This window comes from Sphingomonas lenta, from assembly GCF_002288825.1.
Taxonomy (GTDB): Bacteria; Pseudomonadota; Alphaproteobacteria; order Sphingomonadales; family Sphingomonadaceae; genus Sphingomonas; species Sphingomonas lenta.
Genome location: NZ_NSLI01000003.1, coordinates 30,337 through 52,194 on the forward strand (window position 1 = coordinate 30,337; position 21,858 = coordinate 52,194).

At 70.8% G+C, this 21,858-nt stretch carries 26 protein-coding genes; 14 read left to right on the forward strand and 12 right to left on the reverse strand.

The features are described 5' to 3' along the window. Positions 1–57 precede the first annotated feature (57 nt). From CKY28_RS07335 to ribA, 5 genes are all read left to right on the forward strand, one after another. Positions 58–1,542 (forward strand): L,D-transpeptidase family protein, encoded by a 1,485-nt coding sequence (locus CKY28_RS07335; RefSeq protein WP_176473007.1) that lies wholly within the window; start codon positions 58–60, stop codon positions 1,540–1,542. A gap of 11 nt (positions 1,543–1,553) precedes the next feature. Then, positions 1,554–1,883 (forward strand): hypothetical protein, encoded by a 330-nt coding sequence (locus CKY28_RS07340; RefSeq protein WP_095997715.1) that lies wholly within the window; start codon positions 1,554–1,556, stop codon positions 1,881–1,883. Positions 1,884–2,148: 265 nt separating this feature from the next. Continuing rightward, positions 2,149–2,646, forward strand: a complete 498-nt coding sequence (locus tag CKY28_RS07345; RefSeq protein ID WP_095998540.1) for a LolA family protein — start codon at positions 2,149–2,151, stop codon at positions 2,644–2,646. Between the two features lie 288 nt (positions 2,647–2,934). After that, positions 2,935–3,717 (forward strand): exodeoxyribonuclease III, encoded by a 783-nt coding sequence (locus CKY28_RS07350; RefSeq protein WP_095997716.1) that lies wholly within the window; start codon positions 2,935–2,937, stop codon positions 3,715–3,717. Between the two features lie 98 nt (positions 3,718–3,815). Next, entirely contained in the window at positions 3,816–4,823 is a 1,008-nt protein-coding gene (gene ribA, locus CKY28_RS07355; RefSeq protein ID WP_245841808.1) for a GTP cyclohydrolase II, read from the forward strand. Here the strand turns inward: ribA and CKY28_RS07360 are convergent. Next, positions 4,820–5,482: an HAD family hydrolase gene (locus tag CKY28_RS07360; RefSeq protein WP_095997718.1), complete on the reverse strand. Its 663-nt coding sequence runs from the start codon at positions 5,480–5,482 to the stop codon at positions 4,820–4,822. The genes ribA and CKY28_RS07360 overlap by 4 nt on opposite strands. Then, complete coding sequence (locus tag CKY28_RS07365) at positions 5,479–6,135, reverse strand: YggS family pyridoxal phosphate-dependent enzyme (RefSeq protein ID WP_095997719.1); 657 nt, start codon at positions 6,133–6,135, stop codon at positions 5,479–5,481. Before CKY28_RS07365 ends, CKY28_RS07360 begins: the two co-directional genes overlap by 4 nt. A 22-nt stretch (positions 6,136–6,157) precedes the next feature. Here CKY28_RS07365 and CKY28_RS07370 point away from each other — a divergent pair, with 22 nt between their 5' ends. Further along, positions 6,158–6,670: a thiamine phosphate synthase gene (locus CKY28_RS07370; protein ID WP_342747151.1), complete on the forward strand. Its 513-nt coding sequence runs from the start codon at positions 6,158–6,160 to the stop codon at positions 6,668–6,670. Here CKY28_RS07370 and CKY28_RS07375 read toward each other — a convergent pair. Then, entirely contained in the window at positions 6,663–7,049 is a 387-nt protein-coding gene (locus tag CKY28_RS07375; RefSeq protein ID WP_095997721.1) for a VOC family protein, read from the reverse strand. The genes CKY28_RS07370 and CKY28_RS07375 overlap by 8 nt on opposite strands. Before the next feature lie 180 nt (positions 7,050–7,229). Further along, positions 7,230–7,946, reverse strand: a complete 717-nt coding sequence (locus CKY28_RS07380) for a porin (protein WP_245841706.1) — start codon at positions 7,944–7,946, stop codon at positions 7,230–7,232. A gap of 300 nt (positions 7,947–8,246) precedes the next feature. On the opposite strand from CKY28_RS07380, the gene CKY28_RS07385 reads away from it, so the two are divergent. The 5 genes from CKY28_RS07385 to CKY28_RS07405 are packed head-to-tail and all read left to right on the forward strand — an operon-like array spanning position 8,247 to position 13,512. Next, positions 8,247–8,678: a DUF3576 domain-containing protein gene (locus CKY28_RS07385; RefSeq protein ID WP_095997722.1), complete on the forward strand. Its 432-nt coding sequence runs from the start codon at positions 8,247–8,249 to the stop codon at positions 8,676–8,678. Positions 8,679–8,688: 10 nt separating this feature from the next. Continuing rightward, positions 8,689–11,427 (forward strand): leucine--tRNA ligase, encoded by a 2,739-nt coding sequence (gene leuS / locus CKY28_RS07390; protein WP_095997723.1) that lies wholly within the window; start codon positions 8,689–8,691, stop codon positions 11,425–11,427. Next, positions 11,424–11,906: an LPS assembly lipoprotein LptE gene (gene lptE, locus CKY28_RS07395; RefSeq protein ID WP_095997724.1), complete on the forward strand. Its 483-nt coding sequence runs from the start codon at positions 11,424–11,426 to the stop codon at positions 11,904–11,906. Before leuS ends, lptE begins: the two co-directional genes overlap by 4 nt. Then, positions 11,903–12,916 carry a DNA polymerase III subunit delta gene (holA, locus tag CKY28_RS07400; protein WP_095997725.1) on the forward strand — a complete coding sequence of 338 codons (1,014 nt, stop codon included), beginning with the start codon at positions 11,903–11,905 and terminating at the stop codon, positions 12,914–12,916. Before lptE ends, holA begins: the two co-directional genes overlap by 4 nt. A gap of 8 nt (positions 12,917–12,924) precedes the next feature. Beyond that, positions 12,925–13,512: an SOS response-associated peptidase gene (locus CKY28_RS07405; RefSeq protein ID WP_095997726.1), complete on the forward strand. Its 588-nt coding sequence runs from the start codon at positions 12,925–12,927 to the stop codon at positions 13,510–13,512. On the opposite strand, the gene CKY28_RS07410 is transcribed toward CKY28_RS07405, so the two are convergent. Beyond that, positions 13,509–13,808: a putative quinol monooxygenase gene (locus CKY28_RS07410; protein ID WP_141243877.1), complete on the reverse strand. Its 300-nt coding sequence runs from the start codon at positions 13,806–13,808 to the stop codon at positions 13,509–13,511. The two genes, CKY28_RS07405 and CKY28_RS07410, sit on opposite strands and share 4 nt — an antisense overlap. A gap of 69 nt (positions 13,809–13,877) precedes the next feature. Between CKY28_RS07410 and CKY28_RS07415 the strand changes: the two genes are divergently transcribed. Beyond that, positions 13,878–14,237, forward strand: coding sequence for a winged helix-turn-helix transcriptional regulator (locus tag CKY28_RS07415; RefSeq protein WP_217989570.1), 360 nt, complete (start codon positions 13,878–13,880; stop codon positions 14,235–14,237). On the opposite strand, the gene CKY28_RS07420 is transcribed toward CKY28_RS07415, so the two are convergent. The 7 genes from CKY28_RS07420 to CKY28_RS07450 form a co-directional block, all read right to left on the reverse strand. Continuing rightward, complete coding sequence (locus tag CKY28_RS07420) at positions 14,234–14,827, reverse strand: HD domain-containing protein (RefSeq protein WP_095997729.1); 594 nt, start codon at positions 14,825–14,827, stop codon at positions 14,234–14,236. The genes CKY28_RS07415 and CKY28_RS07420 overlap by 4 nt on opposite strands. Positions 14,828–14,835: 8 nt before the next feature. Next, positions 14,836–15,735 (reverse strand): ParB/RepB/Spo0J family partition protein, encoded by a 900-nt coding sequence (locus CKY28_RS07425; protein WP_095997730.1) that lies wholly within the window; start codon positions 15,733–15,735, stop codon positions 14,836–14,838. Next, positions 15,732–16,517 carry a ParA family protein gene (locus CKY28_RS07430; protein ID WP_141243878.1) on the reverse strand — a complete coding sequence of 262 codons (786 nt, stop codon included), beginning with the start codon at positions 16,515–16,517 and terminating at the stop codon, positions 15,732–15,734. Before CKY28_RS07430 ends, CKY28_RS07425 begins: the two co-directional genes overlap by 4 nt. Continuing rightward, on the reverse strand, positions 16,514–17,119 hold the full coding sequence (gene rsmG / locus CKY28_RS07435; protein ID WP_095997731.1) for a 16S rRNA (guanine(527)-N(7))-methyltransferase RsmG: 606 nt from the start codon (positions 17,117–17,119) through the stop codon (positions 16,514–16,516). The genes CKY28_RS07430 and rsmG overlap by 4 nt, the downstream gene beginning before the upstream one ends. Next, complete coding sequence (gene mnmG, locus CKY28_RS07440) at positions 17,116–18,951, reverse strand: tRNA uridine-5-carboxymethylaminomethyl(34) synthesis enzyme MnmG (RefSeq protein WP_095997732.1); 1,836 nt, start codon at positions 18,949–18,951, stop codon at positions 17,116–17,118. Before mnmG ends, rsmG begins: the two co-directional genes overlap by 4 nt. Before the next feature lie 169 nt (positions 18,952–19,120). Continuing rightward, positions 19,121–20,386: a tRNA uridine-5-carboxymethylaminomethyl(34) synthesis GTPase MnmE gene (mnmE, locus tag CKY28_RS07445; RefSeq protein WP_095997733.1), complete on the reverse strand. Its 1,266-nt coding sequence runs from the start codon at positions 20,384–20,386 to the stop codon at positions 19,121–19,123. Continuing rightward, positions 20,383–20,616 (reverse strand): DUF6489 family protein, encoded by a 234-nt coding sequence (locus CKY28_RS07450; RefSeq protein WP_095997734.1) that lies wholly within the window; start codon positions 20,614–20,616, stop codon positions 20,383–20,385. Before CKY28_RS07450 ends, mnmE begins: the two co-directional genes overlap by 4 nt. 49 nt (positions 20,617–20,665) lie before the next feature. On the opposite strand from CKY28_RS07450, the gene CKY28_RS07455 reads away from it, so the two are divergent. After that, a complete protein-coding gene (locus CKY28_RS07455; RefSeq protein ID WP_095997735.1) occupies positions 20,666–21,133 on the forward strand; it encodes a methylated-DNA--[protein]-cysteine S-methyltransferase in 468 nt (155 codons plus the stop codon). Next, positions 21,134–21,826 (forward strand): dienelactone hydrolase family protein, encoded by a 693-nt coding sequence (locus tag CKY28_RS07460; protein ID WP_095997736.1) that lies wholly within the window; start codon positions 21,134–21,136, stop codon positions 21,824–21,826. It abuts the gene before it with no gap. The last annotated feature ends 32 nt before the right edge of the window (positions 21,827–21,858 follow it).

Consider the following 21,858-nt stretch of genomic DNA (forward strand, 5'->3'; position numbering starts at 1 on the left):
GGCGCAGGATCGGGTAGAAGATAACGCTGCACCGCGTTTCAACAGGACTCTAGAGAAATGAACCACTTGGACGGATCGCCTCGCCGGATCGCGCCGCTCGCAGGTGCTCGGCGGATCGCGTCCGTGGCGGCGCTGGCCGTCGCCGCTTCGGCCGCGACCGCGCAGGAGGTCCCCGCGCCCGCCGCCGCACCGGTCCCGCAGGCGGTGCCCGTGCCGGTCGCCCCCGTCGCGCTGCCCCGCCTGTCGCCCGCACAGGCGAAGCAGCTGGCGCAGCTGCTCGCCAAGGACGCGGTCGCGCAGGGGCTGCAGGTCGAGGCGACCGATCGGTTCGCGAGCTTGCAGGGCGACGCGCTCGTGCGCGCTGCGCTCGACCATGCGCGCGCGGTCCATGCGGGCCGGCTCGACGCCGCCGACTTCCAGCGCGACTGGGGCGTGAAGCCGCAGCCCTACGACCCGCTCCCCGCCTTCGCCGACGCGGTCGCGCGCGACCGCATAGCGCAGTGGGTCCAGTCGCTGCCGCCGCCCTACGCCGGCTACGACGCGCTCGTCGCGGGGCTCGCGCGCTACCGCTCGATCGCGGCCGCGGGCGGCTGGCCGCAGGTCTCCGGGCCCGAGCTGAAGTTCGGCGCGAGCGGCCCCGCGGTGGCGCGCCTGCGCGAGCGGCTCGCGATCGAGGACCCGCAGGTCGCGGGCTCCGGCGACAAGTTCGACCAGGCGCTGCTTGACGCCGTTCGCCGCGCCCAGCGCCGCTACGGCCTCAACCCCACGGGCAACGTCGCCGCGCAAACGCAGGCGGCGCTCAACGTCCCCGTGGAGGGCCGCATCCGCCAGATCATGGCGAACATGGAGCGCTGGCGCTGGCTCCCCACCAAGTTCGAGGAGCGCCGCGTCCAGGTGAACATCGCCGCCGCGGTGCTGACGGTGTTCGAGGGCGACAAGCCCGTCATGTCGATGAAGGCGGTCACCGGCCGACCCGGCAACGAGACGCCCATGCTCGTCTCGTCCATCCACTCGGTCGTGTTGAACCCGCCCTGGAACGTGCCGAGCTCGATCGCGACCAAGGAGCTCTGGCCCAAGGAGCGCGCCAACCCCGGCTACTTGAAGCGCAACGGCTTCAGGGTGCTGGAGGGCGGGCGGCTCCAACAGTCCTCGGAGCGGAGCGCGCTCGGCAAGTACAAGTTCGATTTCGCCAACGATTTCGCCGTGTTCCTGCACGACACGCCCGCCCAGGCCGGCTTCTCGCGCTACGGCCGGCTGGAGAGCCACGGCTGCGTCCGGCTGGAGAAGCCCGCGGACCTCGCCAAGCTGCTGGCCCGGACGACGCCCGAATGGACGCCCGACAAGATCGAGGAGACGGTGGCGGCGGGCAAGACGGTGCGCGCCAGACTCGCCGATCCGGTCGCGGTTTACCTGCTATACTGGACGGCGTTCGGCGGCGCGAACGGCCAGGTCGGGTTCCGCGACGACCCCTATTCCTGGGACGCGACGCTCGCTAGCAAGGTGGAGGCGCGGTCGGCCAAGCAGATGCTCGCCGCGAAATAGGGGTTCCACTCATGAAGACGCTTCTCCGCCCGATGCTCGTCCTGGCCTTCGCCGGACTCGCCGCCTGCTCGAACTCGGGCGAGGAGGCCGAGGCGCCCAAGAACACCGCCGAGGTCGTCCAGGAGGTTCCCGCGCCCGTCGAGGAGCCGACTCCGGTCGAGACGACCGCGCCGCCGCCCGCCGAGACGACCGCGGAGGCGAACGTCGCCGTGCCCGACACCGCGGAGCCGTCGGCGGACGAGCAGATGCTCGACGACGCGTCCGCGACCGGCATGACGTCGCGCTCGGCGCGCGACGAGCAGGCGGAGGAACTCAGCACGGCGAATAGCGAGGCGAACTAGCGCGCCCGCATCGGGCGGGGTCGGCGAAGGGAACCGTTGCGCCGCGGCCACGGTTCACGGCGCATTCAAGCCACAGGCGCTATCCGCCGCCCCAACCTATCGGGAGAGTCCAGTTTTGCGTTTTCCCCTACTCGCCGCGACCGCGGCGGTGATCGCTAGCGCGCCGGCGACCGGGTCCCCGCAAAGTATCACTTTGCGGGGTGCCCCGTCCGCTCAGTCCAACGATCTGGCCGCGGTGCAGCAGCACCTGCGCAGCCTGTCGACGATGACCGCCGATTTCAGCCAGACCGACCGCAACGGCAAGGTGCTGACGGGCAAGCTGTCGCTCAAGCAGCCGGGCAAGGTCCGCTTCCAATACGCCCCCGGCGTGCCGCTGCTCATCGTCGCCGAGGGCGGCGCGCTGACCTTCGTCGATTACTCGGTACGCCAGGTGCAGCGCTGGCCGATCCGCAACTCGCCCTTGGGCGTGCTGCTCGACCCGCGCCGGGACCTCACCCGCTACGCCAAGATCGTGCCCGGCACGGACCCGCGCGTCGTCTCCGTCGAGGCGCGCGACCCGCGCCATCCCGAGTACGGCCGCATCACGCTCGTCCTCGCCCGCCAGCCCAGCGCGCCGGCGGGGCTCACGCTCCAGGGCTGGGTCGCGCTCGACAGCCAGGGCAACCGCACCACCGTCCGGCTCTCGAACCAGCAGTACGGCGTGCCCGTCGGCGACGAGACGTTCCGCTGGAGCGACCCGCGGAAGGGCGCGCGGCGAAGCTGACCGCCCATTCATCACAGCGACAGGTTTCATTCCCTATACGGGTTCCTGCGGATGCGGGGCGCTTGCTGCCGGGATTTTCCCCCTGTTGCCCGGACTTGATGCCCCGTTTCCCGCCTGCGTGACGAACGCCAGGTCGGCCCCCCGTTCCATGCCCCCGGAGCGGGGGGTCTTTCGTTTTGAGGCGCTACGCGCCAAAACGAATGACCCCCCGCTCGGCCGGCCTAGCCTCAGCTAGGTCCGACGACGCGGGACTTGCTCCCGCGTCGCGCCACGGCCTAGACCGCCCCCGTGAAGATCGCCTCCTGGAACATCAACTCCGTCCGCTTCCGGCTGCCCATCGTCGAGCGCTTCCTGCGCGAGATGGAGCCCGACATCCTCTGCCTTCAGGAGACCAAGGCGCAGGACAGCGAGTTTCCCGCCCAGTTCTTCCGTGACTTAGGCTTCGAGCACGTCGTCCTGCACGGCCAGCGCATGCACCACGGCGTCGCGATCGTCAGCCGCGTGCCCATCGTGGAGGATGACCGCCTCGACTGGCAGGCCAACAAGGAAGCCCGCCACGTCGGCGTCCGCCTCCCCAACGGAGTCCGCCTCGAGAACGTCTACGTCCCCGCCGGCGGCGACATCCCCGACCGCGAGGTCAACCCGAAGTTCGGCCAGAAGCTCGACTTCGTCGACCGCATGATCGCCTGGTCCGATAAGCTCGACGTGCCGACGCTCCTCGTCGGCGACTTCAACATCGCGCCGCTCGAGTGCGACGTGTGGAGCCACAAGCAGCTGCTCGACGTCGTCAGCCACACGCCCATCGAGGTGGAGGCGCTGAACCGCCTGCAGGGTTCGAACAGCTGGGTCGATCTCGGCCGCCATTTCCAGCCGCCGCCCGAGCCCGTCTTCACCTGGTGGAGCTACCGCGCCAAAGACTGGGCCGCCTCGAACCGCGGCCGCCGCCTCGACCACCAATGGGCCACCGCCGAGGTGGCGGGCGCGGCCAAGGCGCACCGCGTGTTCAAGGACTGCCGCGACTGGCTCAAGCCGTCCGACCACGTGCCGCTGATGACCGAGTTCGACTTTTGAGCGCAGCGCGGCCGGCGGGCGATGCCGGCGCGTCAGCGCCGGTTCGCCCGTCCGACGCGCGAGCTGATCCGCGCGCGGCGGCCAGGGCCGTCGACGCGCTGCGCCGCGGCTGGCCGATCGCGATCGACGGGCTGTCGCTGCTCGCCGTCGAGACCGCCGACCCGGAACGCCTCGCCGCGTTCGACGGGGAGGGCCGCGCCGACATCCTCATCTCCTCCGGCCGCGCCGCCACGCTCAAGCTCGCGAACCAGCTCGCCGCGGCCGACCCGGATTCGCCCGTGCTCGTTGAGCGTGCACCCTGGATCGATCTCCCCGCCGCGACCGCGCTCGCCGACCCGCAACTCGACCTCGCGACGCCGCTCAAGGGCCCATACCGCGCGCTCCCGCTAGGCGATCCGACTTCCGCCGGCGCGGCACTCCGCTTGGCGCGCATCGCCGGCCTGCTCCCCGCCTTCTTCGTTAACGAAGGCGCGGTGGAGGTCGCGCTCACCCCTGCCGATGTCGACGCGCACGAGGATCCCGACCGCCTGACGCTCTCCGTCCGCGCCCGCCTGCCGGTGGACGGCGCGGAGGACGCGGAGATCGCCGCCTTCCGCAGCCCCGAGTCCGCCGACGAGCACATAGCCCTACTGATCGGCACCCCGAACGGCCAGCCGCCGCTCGTGCGCCTCCACTCCGAATGCCTGACCGGCGACGTGCTAGGCTCGCTGAAGTGCGACTGCGGTCCCCAGCTCCAGGCCGCGGTCCGCGCCATCGCGGAGTCGGGCTGGGGCGTGCTCCTCTATCTCCGCCAGGAGGGCCGCGGCATCGGCCTCGTCAACAAGCTGCGCGCCTACGCGCTCCAAGACCAGGGCTTCGACACGGTCGACGCCAACACGCGGCTCGGCTTCGCGGTAGACGCGCGCGACTTCGGCGTGGCCGCGCGCATGCTCAAGCTGCTCGGCCAGGACCGGGTGCGGCTGCTCACCAACAACCCCGCCAAGGTCGCCGGGTTGGAGACCAAAGGCGTGACGGTTATCGAACGCGTGCCCCACCACCTCCCGCCGAACCCGCATAATGAGCGGTATCTGGCGACCAAGCGGGACCGGACGGGCCACCAGTTCTAGGCCAGCAAGCCGGCCACCTCGCCCCAGCTCGCCGCCACCGCGTGTACGCCGAGCTCGCGCAGTCGGTCGCCGTGATCCGCGGCGCAGTGCATCCCCGCGCACAGCCCGACCACATACGCCCCGCTCGCGACCGCGCCCTTGGCCCCCACCGGCGAGTCCTCGATCACGGCGCAGTCCGCGATCGGCACGCCCAGCCGCTCGGCCGCATGGAGGTACAGGTCCGGCGCCGGCTTGCCGCGCGTCACATGCTCGCGGCCCGAATAGATGTGCGGCTCGAACGCGCCGTCCAGCCCGATATGCTCGAGGTGCCGCCTGATCCACGCGCTCGAGCTCGACGAAACGATCGCCTTCGGCAGCTCGGCCGGCAGCGCCCGCACGAACGCCACCGCGCCCTCCACCGCGTCGACGCCCGCCTCCATCACGCGCGCATCCTCCTCGGCGCGCGCGGCGTGGAACGCATCCGGCAGCGGCCCGCCGATCCACCGCTCGACCGCGGCGTGGAAGTCGCGCGCGGCCAGCCCCATGAAGTTGGCCATCGAGTCCTCGACGCTCGTCGGATACCCGTTCGCCGTCAGCCACTCGGCGAGCTGCTTGTTGCCGGCATACTCGCTCTCAATCAGCACGCCGTCGAAGTCGAAGAGCAGCGCCCGGAACTTCACGCCCGCGCTCCGAACAGCGCGGAGCCCACGCGGACATGGGTCGCCCCCAGCATCACCGCCGTCTCGAAATCCTCCGACATGCCCATGCTCAAGCCCGCCAGCCCCTCTTCACGCGCCATCTTGGCGAGCAGCGCGAAATAGGGTGCCGCCTCCACGCCCGCGGGCGGGATGCACATCAGCCCCGCCACCGGCAGCCCCGCCCCGCGCGCCTCTGCCAGCAAGCCGGGCACGTCGCCGATCGCGCAGCCGCCCTTCTGTGCCTCCTCGCCGATACCGACCTGCACGAAGCAGTCCGGCCGCTTGCCCGCCCTGTCCATCGCACGGCCGAGCGCCCCCACCAAGGACGGCCGATCGACCGAGTGGATCGCGTCGAACAGCGCCACCGCCTCGTCCGCCTTGTTCGATTGCAGCTGCCCCACCAGATGCAGCCGGACGTCTGGGTACGCCTCGCGCAGCGCCGGCCATTTCGCCGCCGTCTCCTGCACGCGGTTCTCGCCGAACGCGCGGTGGCCCGCGTCGAGCAGCGGCCGGATCGCGTCGGCCCCGTGCGTCTTCGATACGGCCACTAGCGTTACCTGGTCTGCGCGTCTGCCCGCGAGCTTCGCCGCCCTCGCGATCCGTTCCTCGATGTCGTGTAGGCTGTCCGTCGTCATGCGCCGCCCTATAGGAAGGCCGGTGCGCGCCCGATACCCCAGGCTCTGGCTCATGACCGACGAGCGCATGGGCGACGCGCTCGTCCCCGCGCTTCTCAGGCTCCCGCCCGGGTCCGGCGTGGTGTTCCGGCATTACTCGTTCGGGGCTCGCGAGCGCCGCGCGCTATTCGCCCAGGTCCGCCGCATCGCGCGCGCGCGCGGGCTGGTGCTGGTCATCGCCCGCCCTGCCCATATCGGCCGCGGCCACGGCGTTCACGGTACGGTGAAGGGCCACGGCCTGCGCACCTGGCCCGCGCACGACCGCCGCGAGGCCGTCGCAGGTGCGCGCGCTGGTGCGGCGCTGCTGTTCGTCTCACCCGTCCACCCTACCCGCTCCCATCCCAGCGCGCCCGCGCTGGGGATCGCCCGTGCCGCCGCGATCGGGCAGGGGCTGGGAGTGAGGCTGATCGCGCTCGGCGGCATGACGCCGCAGCGGTTCAGGGCGGCGCGGGCGCTAGGCTTTTACGGTTGGGCCGCGATCGACGCGCTTACTTGACCGGAGGCTCCCACAGTTCGATCGCGTTCCCCTCCGGATCATGGACCCGCGCGAAGCGGCCCACGTCCGGATGGTCCCACTCCGCCTTGGTGATCACCTCGACCCCCGCCCCGCGCAGCCGCTCCAGCATCGCGTCGAGCCCGCTAACCCGCAGGTTGATCATGAACTGCTTATCCGCGGCGAAATAGTCCGTGTCCGCCTTGAACGGCTGGAACACGACGGGCCCGCCCGTTGTCAGCCAGAGCCACTGGTTCAGCTCGCCCGGCGCGCCCTCGGCCGCGCACCCTCCGCCCACGCCCAGATGCTCCTTGTACCAGGCCGAGAGCGCGTCCGGGTCGCGCGCCCGGAAGAACAGGCCGCCGATGCCGAGTACGCCCATGCCGTGCCTCCCCGCCCTACCCCGGCGAAGGCCGGGGCCCAGTTGCGATGACCGTTGTAGGCTAGACGCCGCCGTCGGGCCAGCGCCGCGGCGGAGCCGCGTCGTCGAACCTAGCTGCACTAGGCCGGCCGGGCTGGGGCGTCTCGCTTCGAGCTGCGCTCGGCGCGTGCGCCCTGGCGCCTAGAACCGGAAAGCCGTCCCGACGTACACCGCCTGACTATCCCGCCGATCGTCGATCCGCGGCAGGCGATCCCGGTCCGAGCGGTACCGCACGCCCGCGGTCACATCCAGGTTGCGCGTCAGCGAATAGGATCCGCCCACGTCGAGCGAATAGCTCCGCTCGCCGTCGGCCAAGCGCGGGCCGACGCCCGTCGCGCGGTCCGCGCCCGCCTTTACGCGCGTGGTGAGCCGCGGCAGCGAGTAGCTCACGCCCACCTCCGCGCGCTCGCGGCCGCCGTCCGCCTGGCCCGGCGTGTCGACCTTCGCCACGTCGCCCGTCATCGCGAACCGGCGCCAGCCGACCGCTACGCCCAAATTATACGCGATCGGCGCCAAGCCCACGGCGGCGGGCGTCGCCGGCGCGGTGCGGTCGGCCGCGGCCGCCACGGCCGGACGATTCGTCCGCGCGCGCACCGCCACGGTGACCGCGCGCGTGTTCTTCGCCTCGGACGGCGTGAAGCGGAAACCGCGCGTCTCCAGCCCGCCGCGCGCGAACAGCGCCGCGAGCCGGGGGTCGGCGGCGGCCGGGGTGAACGAACCCGCCCCGCGCGCCGGCGTCGCGCGCTTGGGCGCGGTCGCCACGCGCCGCTGCTCCGCCGCGCCCGCGGGCACGACGGCGACCCCGGCGGCGACGAGCGCCCCGGCGATCAGCCCGGCGAAGAGACGGCCCTGGTTCACGATGCGACCCTGTTACCCCGCTTCAGCTATTCCTAGCATGAATCGATCCAGTGCGAGACCTGTTTGCCGCTTTTTCGCCGTAGTGTTGCTCAGGCGCTACAGGCAGGCCCGGCCACGCCCGGGCCGGTGCGCGGCGCCTCCGCGCAGCGTAGCGCCCGGCCGGCGGGTCGTCGGCCCCGCCGACGACCCGTTCGACGTCACGCGGCGGCTACGCCGTCGCGCACTCCCTCACGCTTGCGACCCCGCACCCGCCCAGGTAGAGCTTCGGCCCGAAATCCCCCGCTTTCCAGGATAAAGCCCATGCTTCGCCCGTCGCGTCTCCTTCTCGCCCTGAGCCTGTTGCCGCTCGCCGCCTGCGGGGGCGGCCGCGATCGGCTGGGCGGCGATCTTGCCGCGTCGCGCGTCACCACCATCGGCGTGAACTCCTATCTGTGGCGCGCCAGCCTCGACACGCTGTCGTTCATGCCGCTCGTCCAGACGGACTCGAACGGCGGCGTCATCGTCACCGACTGGTACGTTAACCCGGCCACGCCGACCGAGCGCATCAAGGTGACGGTCACGATCCTTGATCAGGACCTCCGCGCCGACGCGCTCCGCGTCGCGGCGCTGCGCGAGATCGCGCGGGGCGGCCAGTGGATCGCCGCGCCCGTCCAGGCGGGCACGGTGCAGAAGCTGGAGGACATCATCCTCACCCGCGCTCGCGACCTGCGCCGCGCCTCGCTCGCGGGCTGAGCCACCGCCCATGGCTACGCGGTTCAACGCGCTGAAGTCGGACGCGCACTGGCAGCGCGTCTGGGAGGACGCCCGCACCTTCGCCGCCGACGACCACTCCCCCAAGCCGCGGTCCTACGTCCTCGAGATGTTCCCCTATCCGTCGGGGCGCATCCACATGGGCCATGTGCGCAACTACACCATGGGCGACGTGCTCGCGCGCTACCGGCGGATGACGGGTCACGAGGTGCTTCATCCCATGGGCTGGGACGCGTTCGGCATGCCCGCCGAGAACGCCGCCATGGAGAAGGGCGTCCACCCCGGCGGCTGGACGCGCGACAACATCGCGACGATGAAGGCGCAGCTGAAGCGCCTGGGCTTCGCGCTCGACTGGACGCGCGAGCTCGCCACCTGCGAGCCCGACTATTACGGCCACGAGCAGGCGCTGTTCCTCGACCTGTACGAGGCGGGGCTCGTCTATCGCAAGGAGTCGGCGGTCAACTGGGACCCCGTCGACATGACCGTTCTGGCGAACGAGCAGGTCATCGATGGCCGCGGCTGGCGCTCGGGCGCGGTGGTCGAGAAGCGCAAGCTCTCGCAGTGGTTCCTCAAGATTACCGACTTCGCCGACGAGCTCCTGGACGGCCTGGCCGACCTCAAGGACTGGCCCGACAAGGTCCGCCTGATGCAGGAGAACTGGATCGGGCGCTCACGCGGTTTGCGCTTCCGCTTCATCCTTAGCGGCTTCTCGACTTCGCTCGAAGCGAACGGAGAAGACGGTGCCTCCCCTCCTCCGTTCGTGTTGAGCGTAGTCGAGACACTTGGTCCTGACGCCAGCATCGAAGTCTTCACCACCCGCCCCGACACGATCTTCGGCTCCAGCTTCGTCGCGGTCGCCGCCGACCACCCGCTCGCGCAAGCCGTAGCCGAGTCGAATCCGGAAGCGGCGGCCTTCATCGAGCGCTGCCGTCAAGGCGGCACCACCGCCGCGGAACTGGAGACGCAGGAGAAGCTGGGCTTCGACACTGGCCTTACCGCCCGGCATCCGTTCGACCCCGAATGGAACCTTCCGGTCTACATCGCGAACTTCGTGCTGATGGAATACGGCACGGGCGCGGTGTTCGGCGTCCCTGCGCACGACCAGCGCGACCTCGACTTCGCGCGCAAGTACGACCTGCCCGTCCGCCGCGTCGTCTCCGAGGGCGAGCAAACCGACCCGGTATTCGAGGGCGACACCGCCTATACCGGCCCCGGTACGATCGTGAACTCACGCTTCCTCGACGGCATGGACGTCGAGTCCGCCAAGCGCGCCGTCATCGACCGCGCCGAGGCGGAAGGCTGGGGTCAGGGCACCACCGTCTACCGCCTGCGCGATTGGGGCGTCAGCCGCCAGCGCTACTGGGGCACGCCCATCCCCATCATCCACTGCGACGCGTGCGGGCCGGTCGGCGTGCCGAAGGACCAGCTGCCGGTCGTGCTGCCCGAGGACGTCAGCTTCGACGTCCCCGGCAACCCGCTCGACCGCCACCCGAGCTGGAAGCACGTTTCCTGCCCGTCCTGCGGCGCGCCCGCCCGGCGGGAGACCGACACGCTCGACACCTTCGTCGACTCCAGCTGGTACTTCATCCGCTTCGCCAGCCAGCCCAAGGACCAGCCCTTCGACCGCGCGGTCGCCGAGCGCTGGCTCCCTGTCGGCCAGTATATCGGGGGCGTCGAGCACGCGATCCTGCACCTGCTCTACGCCCGCTTCTGGACCCGCGCCCTCGCGCATATCGGCCGCCTGGACGTGGCCGAACCCTTCGCCGGCCTGTTCACGCAAGGTATGGTGACGCACGAAAGCTTCTACGCGCGATTGTTATCTGTGGACAGCGTCGAGAAACTGCCAGACATCGTCAATGTAATGTTTGAGCAAGAGCTCACAAAGCGCGAGGCGTACGACAAGTTCGGCGAGCACTACGTTTCATCAACACGTTGGCTTCCTCCTGAGCAAGTTATAATCAACTCAGATGGTAGTCTTAGTTGTCCTACTATCGAGCAGGAGTTTGCGGGCTCGGATGATGTGATAGTGGATGGCATCTTCCGAGGCCGCGTCGAGAAGATGTCGAAATCCAAGAAGAACACCGTCGACCCGGAGCCCATCGTCGACCAGTACGGCGCGGACGCGGTGCGGTGGTTCATGCTTTCCGACAGCCCGCCCGAGCGCGACCTGCCCTGGTCGGAGGCCGGCATCGAAGGCGCGTGGCGCTTCGTGCAGCGTATCTGGCGCTTGTTCTCCGAAACGCGCGAGGGTGAAGGAGAAGACAAGGCGCTCGCCCGCAAGCTCCACCAGACGATCGCCGGCGTCGCCGCCGACGTGGAAGCGCTCGCCTTCAACAAGGCCGTCGCCAAGCTCTACGAGCTGGTCAATGCGATCGAGAAGGCGCAGCCTTCCGCCACCCGCGCCGAGGCGGTGCGCACCGCCATGCTCCTCGTCGCCCCCATGACGCCACACCTGGCCGAAGAGGCCTGGGCCGCGGCCGGCAACGAGGGCCTGATCGCCGACGCCCCCTGGCCCGCGGTCGACCCCGCGCTCCTCGTCGAAGACGAGGTAACGATCGCTATCCAGGTCAACGGCAAGCTCCGCGACACGATCACGCTGCCAAAAGGCGCACCCAAGGAGGACGCCGAGGCCGCCGCGCTCGCTTCCGACAAGATCGTAGCTTTTCTCGGCGACAAGCAGCCGAAAAAGGTCATCGTCGTCCCCGACCGCCTCGTGAACCTCGTCGCGTGAAGCGCCTGCTCGCCCTGGCGTTGCTGCTGCCCGGCTGCGGCCTCCAGCCGCTTTATGCCGGTGGCGGCTCAGGCGCGGTGGCCTCGACACTCGGCCAGGTCGAGGTCGCGCCGATCGAGGGCCGCGCCGGCTGGCTGATGGCGAGCGCGCTCCGCGACCGGCTGGGCGATACGGGCAGCCCCCGCTACCGCCTCGACATCCGCCTCGACGACCAGATTCAGGGTTTCGGCGTCCGCCGCGACGACGCCGTGACGCGCGAGCGGCGCACGCTGCGCGCCCGCTACCAGCTCGTCGACCTGTCGAACGGCTCGGTCGTCCTCGACGCGACCGCGGGATCGGACGCCGGCATCGACGTGGTGCAGTCCGAATACGCCACCATCGCCGCCGAGAACACCGCGCTCGAGCGCCTGTCGGGTATCGTCGCCGACGAGATCGTCGCCCGCGTGGCGCTCTACGCCCGCCGTCAGCCTACCCCGTGAAGGCCAACGCCGGCCAGATCCGGGCCGCGCTCGACAAGCCTCAGGCCCGCCTATTCCTGCTCCACGGCCCCGACGCAGGACTGGCGGCCGAGCTCGCCGCCCGCCTCGGCCGCGCGATGGGCGAAAACGCCGAGCGCGTCGACCTGGACGGCGCGGCGCTCAAGTCCGACCCCGCCCGCCTCGCCGACGAGGCCGCCTCGCTCTCGCTGTTCGGCGACAAGCGCTGGATCCGCGTGACGGGCGTCGGCGAGGAGTCCGTCCCCGCCCTCACCGCGCTCCTCGAAGCGCCCAGCGCGTCCAACCCTGTCGTCGCCATCGCCCCCACCGCTAAAGCGACCTCCAAGCTCGTCAAACTAGCGGACGCCAGCCGCGACGCGCTCCACTTCGCCTGCTACCCGCCCAGCGCCGCCGACCTGGAACGCCAGCTCGCCCAGACCGCGCGCGACCTGGGCGTGCAGGCCGCCCCGCCCCTCATCCGCCGCCTCGTCGACGCCAGCGGCGGCGAGTCCGCCATCGCCACCCGCGAGCTGGAGAAGCTGGCGCTCTACCTCGACGCCGCCCCCGACCGCCCCGCCGAGCTCACCGCGCAGGCGCTCGACGAGCTCGCCGCCGACCTGGGCGAAGCCGAAGCCGGCCGCGTCGTGGACAGCATCCTCGCCGGCGATCCCGCCGCGCTCGGCCAGGAGCTCGTCCGCCTACGCGAAGCGGGCGTCTCGCCCATCCCCTGGCTCCGCCAACTCCAGCGCCGCCTCCTGTCGCTGGCCGCCATGCGCGCCGACATCGACCGCGGCGAGCCCGTCGACAGCGTCATGAAGAAGCACCGCGTCTTCTTCCGCGAGGAGGCGAGCACCGCCCGCGCGCTCCGCCAATGGCCCGCTGCCCAGCTAGCGCGCGCCCTCCACCACGTCCGTGCCGCCGAGCTCGCCGTCATGGCTCCCGCCAACGCCGGCACCGTGCTCGCCGAGGAAGCCGTCGAGACGCTCGCCCGCGCGCAAGCCCGGCGGCGCTGAGGCCGGCCATGTGCAACCGCTACCGCCTGACCATCGACCAGGCCGAGCTGGCCGGCCGCTACGGCGTCCCCGTCCCTAAGAACGTGACGATCCCACCACCGGAGCTCTTCCCAGAAAAGCCTGCCTGGATCGTCCGGCGACAAGGACCCGACCGCGCGCTCGCCGTCATGAGCTGGGGCTTCCCGCTCCTCACCCGCGGCAAGACCAAGATGATCGAGAAGCGCGTCACCAACGTCCGCAACCTCGACAGCCCCTTCTGGCGTTCCGCGCTCGCCAGCCCCGAGCAACGCTGCCTCGTCCCTTTCACCAGCTTCAGCGAGTACGGACAGACGCGCGGGAACGACGGCAAGCTCCCGCTCCACTGGTTCGACATACCCTCTAGACCCGTCAGCAGCTTCGCCGGCATCTGGCGGCCGCAGGAGGACGGCGCGGTCTTCGCCTTCCTCACCTGCGAACCGAACAGCCTCGTCGCCCCCATTCACCCTAAGGCAATGCCGCTCATCCTCCACGAGGAGGACGAGCAGCGGTGGCTCGACGGCGCGCTGGACGACCTCGTCGCCCCCTTCCCGGCGCAACTGATGCGGGTGGACGGCTAAGTAGCGACGCCGGTCGGCCGATAGCGCCGCATCTCCGCAATTTCGGGGATGAAGGGGCGGATCTCGGCCAGGAAAGGCGGGAAGTGCGGCCCGCCCCGGAACCCCTCCATATGATCCTCCGCCGACGTCCAGCTTATGCGCAGGATCAAACTGGTCGGCTCTTCAACGCACTGCGCGAGGTCGAACCCCAAGCACTCCGGCGCGGCGTCCAGATGCGTCCCCGCTCGCTCATAGGTCGCGATCAACTCCTCTGGCGCGTGCGTCGTCAGCACGTAGCGGATATACTCCACGATCATGCCGCTCTCCTTCGCCTACGATCCTGTCCGTGCCGCGATCGCCGATCAACGCACCATCGGGTGCGCGGCGTGAACAGGCTCGGCGCCCGCTACCGCTGCCCCGTCGAGCTCGCGGTCGACCTTGTCGGTGGCAAGTGGAAGACGGTGCTCCTCGCCCGGCTCAAGGAGCGCCCGCACCGCTACGGCGAGCTGCGCAAGCTCGCACCCGGGCTGTCGGATAAGATGCTCACCAGCCGCTTGGCCGAGTTGCAGGAGTTAGGCTTCGTCGCCCGCGTTCCCGCCACCGAACCGGGCCGGGACGCCTACGCGCTGACCAAGGCCGGAGAGCGGCTGCGCCCCGTGCTCGACGCGCTCTACCGATACGGTCTGGAGGCGGCGGCGGATCGCGCCGTCGTCATCGAGGAAGCGGGGTCTCCGCTGACGCGCTAGGGCGCGCTCAGCCGCGCGATCGACCGCGCCAAGTTCGCCCGCGCCGCTGCCTCGAACGTCGCCCGGCCCCAATCCGACAGGAACAGCGCCGGCCGGCTCAGGAAGTTCTCCAGGATCCTGCGCCGCCCCGCCCCGAACGCGGGCTCGGGCACATGCGAATACTCGGCGCGGACGTCCGCCTCATACCTGTCGAACACCGCCGCCGGGGCGCCCAGGATCGACAGGTCCATGTCCAGGAACAACGCCATGTCGTTCGCTTCATGGGCGGGCAAACCGTCCGGGATCGCGTGGCCGGCGGTCGCCCGCACCAGCCTTGCTGCGCGCGCCAGCGTCGTGGGGTCGAGTAGGCCGGCGGCCTTCTCTTCCAGCAGCGCCGCGCTGCGTTCCTCATTACCGCCGCGCGTCGGGTCGTACACCGCGTCGTGGAACAGGATCGCCCAGCGGACCGCGTCCGCATCGGCAAGACGCGGCTCGACCTCGTCGAACCAGCGCAGCAGCGCCTCGATATGCGCCCAGCTATGGTAATGCCGCCCCGGCTCCCCGTGTCGCTCCCGCAGTTCGTCCAGCAGCGCGGGCGGGACCGACTCCATGCGGCTCCTCAGATTCCCTCGCCCGTCAGTCGCTGGCACAGCATGTCGAGCTGGTCGAGCGTAGCGTAACCCAAGGTCACCGTGCCGCCTTTCTCGCCGTGCGCAATCCGGACGGACACGCCGAGCAGGTCGGACAGCTGGTTCTCAAGCGCGGCGACGTCCGCGTCGATGCCGGCCGGCGCAGGCCTGCTTCCCGACGGCGCACGACGCTCGCGTTCCGTACCCTTGACGCCGCGGGCGAGCTTCTCCGTCTCGCGCACGGAGAGCCCACGCTCGACCACCTGCCGCGCGAGCCCCTCGACGTCGTCCGCGCCGAGCAGCGCGCGCGCGTGGCCCATCGACAGCGCACCCTCGACCACCATCTGCTGGACGGCGTCCGGCAGCTCGAGCAACCGCAGCAGGTTGGCGACGTGGCTGCGCGATTTATGGACGATGCGCGCCAGCTCCTCCTGCGTGTGGCCATACTCGCCCGATAGCCGCTGGTACGCCTGCGCCTCTTCGATCGCGTTCAGGTCCTGGCGCTGGATGTTCTCGACCAGCGCGATCTCCAGCGTCTCCGACTCGTCGAACTCGCGCACGACGACCGGCACCTCGGTTAGCCTGGCCCGCTGCGCCGCCCGCCAGCGGCGCTCGCCGGCGACGATCTGATACTCGCGCCCATGGGGCCGCACGACGATCGGCTGGATGACGCCGCGCGCCGCGATCGACGCCGCCAGTTCCTCCAGCGCCGCATCGTCGAAGCGGCGGCGCGGCTGCTGCGGGTGCGGCACCATCGCGCTCACCGGCAGCATGCGCACGCCAGGCGACGTATCGCGCCCGCCCGCCGCGATCGGCTCCTCGCGCGCGATCTCGCCGAGAAGCGCGTTTAACCCGCGCCCCAATCCGCCCTTGCGTGACGCCGCGCTCAAGCCGCGACCTCCGCCGGCTGCGGCATCCGCGCGATCAGCTCGCGGGCGAGCGCGATGTATGCCTGGCTGCCCGAGCAGCGGTGGTCGTAGATCAACGCCGGCAGCCCGTGGCTCGGCGCCTCCGACAGCCGCACGTTGCGCGGGATCACCGTGTCGAACACGACCCGCCCCAGCACCGCGCGCACGTCCTGCGCCACTTGGTCGGTCAGCCGGTTGCGCTTGTCGTACATCGTCAGCGCCACGCCCAGGATCGACAGGCCGGGATTGAATCGCGTCCGGATCCGCTCGACGGTGCTGAGCAGCTGCGACAGCCCTTCGAGCGCGAAGAACTCGCATTGCAGCGGCACGAACAGCGAGTCCGCCGCCACCATCGCGTTGATCGTCAGCAGGCCCAAGGACGGCGGGCAGTCGATCAGCACGATGTCGTACGGCTCGCGCGCGCGTTTCATTGCCTGGGCCAGCCGGTGCGTGCGCTCCGCCATCTCGACCAGCTCGATCTCCGCACCCGACAGGTCCACCGTCGCCGGGATCACGTCGAGCCGCGGCACGGGCGATCCCACCGCCGCGTCGTCGACCGATGCCTGGCCGAGCAACACATCGTAGCTCGACCGCGCGCGCTGGTTCTGGCCGATGCCGAGCCCCGTCGACGCATTACCCTGCGGATCGAGGTCGATCAGCAGCGTGTACTTGCCCGTCGCCGCGAGCGCGGTGGCGAGGTTGATGGCACTCGTCGTCTTGCCGACGCCGCCCTTCTGATTGGCGATCGCGATCGTCGTGGTCACCGGCCCCGCACTCCGCGAAGGACAACGATCTTCGAGTCTGGGTCGGTGAGGCTCTGTTCCACGTGAAACACTCGCGCGAGTTGGTCGGTGCCGGCCAGGTCGTCCGAGCTGATACGCCCGCGCGGAAGAAGCCAGATCGTGTCGCGTGATGCCACGTGCCGGGCCGCTTCGACAAGCGCCGGGATGCCTGCCACCGCCCGCGCGCTCACCACTTTGGCACGGGCCTGCACTGCTTCGACTTTGCTCGCATGCACGACGACGTGCGGCAGCCCTAGCAGGTCCGCCGCCTGCGCCAGAAACGCCGCCCGCTTCTTGCGCGGCTCGACCAGGTGCACCGCCGTATCGCGCACGCACGCGACGACGAGTCCGGGGAAGCCCCCGCCGGTGCCGATGTCGAGCCACGCCCCGTCCGCGGGTGCCAAGTCGACCAGCTGTAGCGAGTCCACCATGTGCCGCGACCAGATGGTGGCGAGCGTCGAAGGCGCGATCAGATTCTGCCGCTCCGTCCCCTCCGCCACCATGACGGCGAACCGCTCCAACCGCGCCCGCTCGGCCGCGTCGAACCGTTCCGCGACCCAGGCACCTGCTTCCTCTTCGGTCACGCGGCCTGACGCTTCTTCGTATGCAGTAGGATTGCAGTGAGGGCGGCGGGCGTAATGCCGCGTACCCGCCCCGCAGCGGCGAGCGATTCCGGCCGCGCCGCCGACAGCCGCTCGATCATCTCATTCGACAGCCCCGGCACCGCCGCATAGTCGAGCCCGACCGGCAGCGGCTGATCCTCTCGCGCCGCCTGCGCAATCTCGGCCGCCTGCCGTTCGAGGTACGGAGCATAGCGGGCGTCCTCGACCACCTCGGCCAACACGTCCGCGTCGATTCCCTCGCTCGCCCCGGGCGCGACGTCGTCGAGCCCGATCGTCTGGATACGCAGCCACTCCCAAGCCGAGCGCCGCGCCCCATCGCGCGCGACGCCGAGGTCGTTGGCCGCCAGCTCCGACGCCGTGCGCGTTACCTCTAGCCGCTGACGGAAGGTGGCGCGCTGCTCCTCGCGCGCATTCAGATACCGCAGCCGCTCAGCCGACAAGCACCCCAGCCGCCGCCCGATTAGTCCTAGCCGGGTCTCGGCGTTGTCGGCGCGCAGGCTTAACCGATACTCCGCCCGCGCCGTCAGCATCCGATACGGCTCGGTAACGCCGTGCAGCGTCAGGTCGTCGATCATCACGCCGAGGTAGCAGCTGCTCCGCTCCGGCGCCCACGCCTCCAGCCCACGCGCGTGCGCGGCCGCGTTGATCCCCGCCACGAGCCCCTGCCCCGCGGCCTCTTCATACCCCGTCGTCCCGTTCACCTGCCCCGCCAGGAACAGCCCGGGCAGTTCGCGCACCTGCAGGTCGCGCCCCAGCGCGCGCGGGTCGATATGGTCATACTCGACCGCGTAGCCCGGCATCGTGATCACCGCCCGTTCGAGTCCAGCGATCGAATGGACGGCTGCTTCCTGAACGTCGGTCGGCAGCGAGGTCGAGATGCCGTTCGGATAAATGATCGCGTCGTCCAGCCCTTCCGGCTCCAAGAAGATCTGGTGCCCGTCGCGGTCGCCGAAGCGGTGCACCTTGTCCTCGATCGACGGGCAGTAACGCGGCCCCTGCCCCTGTATGTCGCCGCCGAACAATGGCGAGCGGTCGAGCCCCGCCCGGATGATCTCGTGCGTCCGCGCGTTCGTCCGCGTCACCCCGCACGCGACCTGCGGCAGCCGCTCGCCCCGCGATAGCGGCGACAGCGTCCACACCTCTTGGTCGCTCGGCTGCTCGTCCACTCGCGCCCAGTCGATCGTGCGCCCGTCCAGCCGCGGCGGCGTCCCCGTCTTCAGCCGCGCCATCGGCAGCCCTGCAGCCCGCAGCTGATCCGCCAGCGGCCCCGCCGGTCGCTCGCCGATGCGCCCGCCGCTCATCCGTTCGTCGCCGCGGAACATGCGCGCTGCCAGGAACGTCCCCGCCGCGATCACCACCGCACGCGCCCGCATCTCCGACCCGTCCGCGAGCACCAGGCCGCCGACGCGCCCGTGCTCCAGGATCAGCGACGCCGCCTCGCCCTCGATCACCTCGAGCCCGGGCTGGGCCGCCACCATCGCCTGCACCGCGGCCGCGAACCGCTTTCGGTCCGCCTGCACGCGCGGTCCCCTGACCGCCATGCCCTTGGACCGGTTGAGCATCCGGTGGTGGATCGCCGCCGCGTCGCCCGCGCGCGCGATCGCACCGTCGAGTGCGTCCACCTCGCGGACGATGTGCCCCTTGCCCAACCCGCCGATCGCCGGGTTGCACGACATCGCCCCGATCGTTCCACGCGAGAAGGTGACGAGCACCGTCGCGGCACCTCGCCGCGCACTTGCCAGCGCTGCCTCGATGCCGGCATGGCCCCCACCGATCACGATCACATCGAACATGCGCGCCCACTTAGTGGATCGGCACGTAAACTGCACCCCTTGGCGGACGAGGTATGTTCCACGTGGAACATGCGCAGGGCGGCTTGCACCGAATCGGTGCAAGACACGCCCAAGCACGGCCGGCACAGCTAAGCTGTGACCGACGACGCGGCTTGGCCGCGTCGCTGACTCACTTCCCGATGCAGAACCGCCCGAATAATGCGTCCAGCATCGCCTTCGTCGCGTCCTCCCCCGTAACTCGCGCCAGCGTCACCCGCGCGGCGCGCAGCTCCTCCGCCAGGATCAGCGGGTCCGCGCTCCCCTCCAGCGCCGCCACCGCGTCCGCCACATGCCCCCGCGCCCGCGCGTTCAGCGCCGGCCGGTCCGGCGCGGGCCGCAGCACCTTCGCCCGCTCCGCGATCACGCGCCACAACTGCGCGATAGTGTCCGGACGATGCCGGCTGGTGACGACATCTACCCTTTCCGGAACGCCCGCCCGTTCTGGTTCGTCCGCCCGCGCCCACACCCAGAGGGCGTCTCGCGTCGGCGCCTCGTCACCCAACCACAGAACGATATCAGCGACTTGCTGGACCACCCGCGCCCGCTCCACCCCGATCGCCTCGATCCGGTCCGCTGTCGCGTCCACCAGCCCCGCCGTGTCAAACAGCAGATACGCGGCACCTTCATAAACAACCGGCGCTTCGATGACGTCGCGTGTCGTCCCCGCGATCGGCGACACGATCGCCGCCTCGCGCTGGACGAGCAGGTTGAGCAGCGTCGATTTGCCCGCATTGGGCGGTCCCGCCAGCGCCACGCGCACCCCGTCGCGCAACCGCTCCACCGGCGGCTGGTCGAGCACCGCTGCCATCTCGCCCCGGAGCGCGCCCACGCCGTCGCGCACGCTGCCCAGATCGACCGCGACGTCGTCCTCGTCCGAGAAGTCGAGCACCGCCTCCACCTGCGCCGAGAGTCCGAGCAGCCGATCGCTCCACCCCCGCACCATGCGGCTGACCAGCCCTTCCGCCGCACCCACCGCGGCGACGCGCTGCGCCTCCGTCTCCGCCGCGAGCAGGTCGGCAAGTCCCTCCGCCTGCGCCAGATCGATGCGCCCGTTGGCGAGCGCCCGCCGCGTAAACTCCCCTGGCTCGGCGCGCCGCAGCCCTTGCTCCTCCAGCGCTGCCTCAACCGCCGCTACGACCGCGCGACCGCCATGCAGGTGCAGCTCGACCAGGTCCTCGCCCGTCGCGCTATCCGGCCCGGGGAACGCCAACACGAGCCCCCGGTCGAGCACCCTGTCCTCCCGGTCCCTGAGCGCCTTCAGCCCCGCCCTGCGCGGTTCCGGCAGATTCCCCGCCAGCGCCCGTGCCGCCTCCAGCGCTCGCGGCCCGCTCACCCGAACTACGCCGATCGCCGCGGGCGGCCGCCCGCTGGACAGCGCGAAGATCGTGTCCGTCACTGGTTCGGCTTGGCCCCCGCCTCGAACAGCCGCCGCCAGAAGGTCAGCCCCGCCTCGCCCATCGGCGCCCAGCTCTTCAGCATGCCCTCGATCATCTCCGGCTTGATCCCGCCCTCGACCATCTCGCCCAGGCGCGCGACGTAGCGCTCGTGGAGCGGCGTCAGGTCCGGCAGCCCCACCGCGCGTCGCGCCTCCTCGGGGGTCAGGTCGATGTCGATGGTGACTTTCATGGGGCGTGCCTCTTGAGCCGCGCCGGCCCGCCCGGCTACGTCAGGCGGCATGTATGCCCGCGACACCGCCCGGATCGCAACGCCCATCGGCTGGGTGGAGGTGACCGGCGACGAGACGCGGGTCGAGCGCGTCGCGATCCTGACCGAGGGCGCGCCCGCCCACGCCACCGCCGCCGCGGTCACCGAAGCCGCAGAGCAGCTCCAGGCCTTCTTCGCCGGCGAGCGCCGCACCTTCGACCTGTCGCTCGCCCCCGCAGCCACCCCGCGCGGCCAAGCGCTGCGCGAGGCGATCGTCGCTGTCGGCTATGGCGAGACGCTCAGCTATGGCCAGATCGCCGCCCGCGCCCTGTCCAGCGCCCGCGCCGTTGGCCAGGCCTGCGCGCGCAATCCCCTGCCCCTCATCGTCCCCTGCCATCGCGTGCTCGCGACCGGCGGACTGGGCCACTATTCCGCGGGCGCGGGCCTCACCACCAAGGAATGGCTGCTCGCCCATGAGCGCCGCAACGGGAGCGACTAGATGCCGCAACTGACCATCCCCACCCTCGACGGCTCCGGCGAGTTCACCGCCTACATGGCCGAGCCGCAGGGCACGCCCCGCGCCGCGATCGTCGTGATCCAGGAAATCTTCGGCGTGAACCGGGGCATCCGCCGCAAGTGCGACAGCTGGGCCGAACAGGGCTATCTGGCGCTCGCCCCCGACCTGTTCTGGCGGCTGGAGCCCGGCGTCGAGCTCGACCCGGACGTCGAGCCCGAGTTCCAGCGCGCGCTCGGCCTCATGAACCGCTTCGACCAGGACCAGGGCGTGGCCGATATCGAGGCCACCATCCGCGCCGCCCGCGCCCGCGGTGTGCACAAGGTCGGTGCGGTCGGCTACTGCCTGGGCGGTCGTCTTGCCTTCATGGTTGCATCCCGCACCGACGTGGACGCCAGCGTCGGCTATTACGGCGTCGGCCTCGACGACCTGCTCGGCGAGAAGCACGCGATCGCCAACCCGCTCCTGCTCCACATCGCCGGCGAGGATCACTTCGTGCCCAAAGAGGCGCAGGCCACCGTCCATGCGGGGCTGGACGACCATCCCAAGGTCACGATCCACGACTACCCCGGTGAGGACCACGGCTTCGCCGCCGAGATGGGCAAGCGGCGATCAGAGGAGGCGGCGCAGCTCGCAGACCGGCGTACGGCCGAGTTCTTCGCGCAGCATCTGAGCTAGCACCGCGCCGCGGCAAAGCCGCGTCGTCGAAC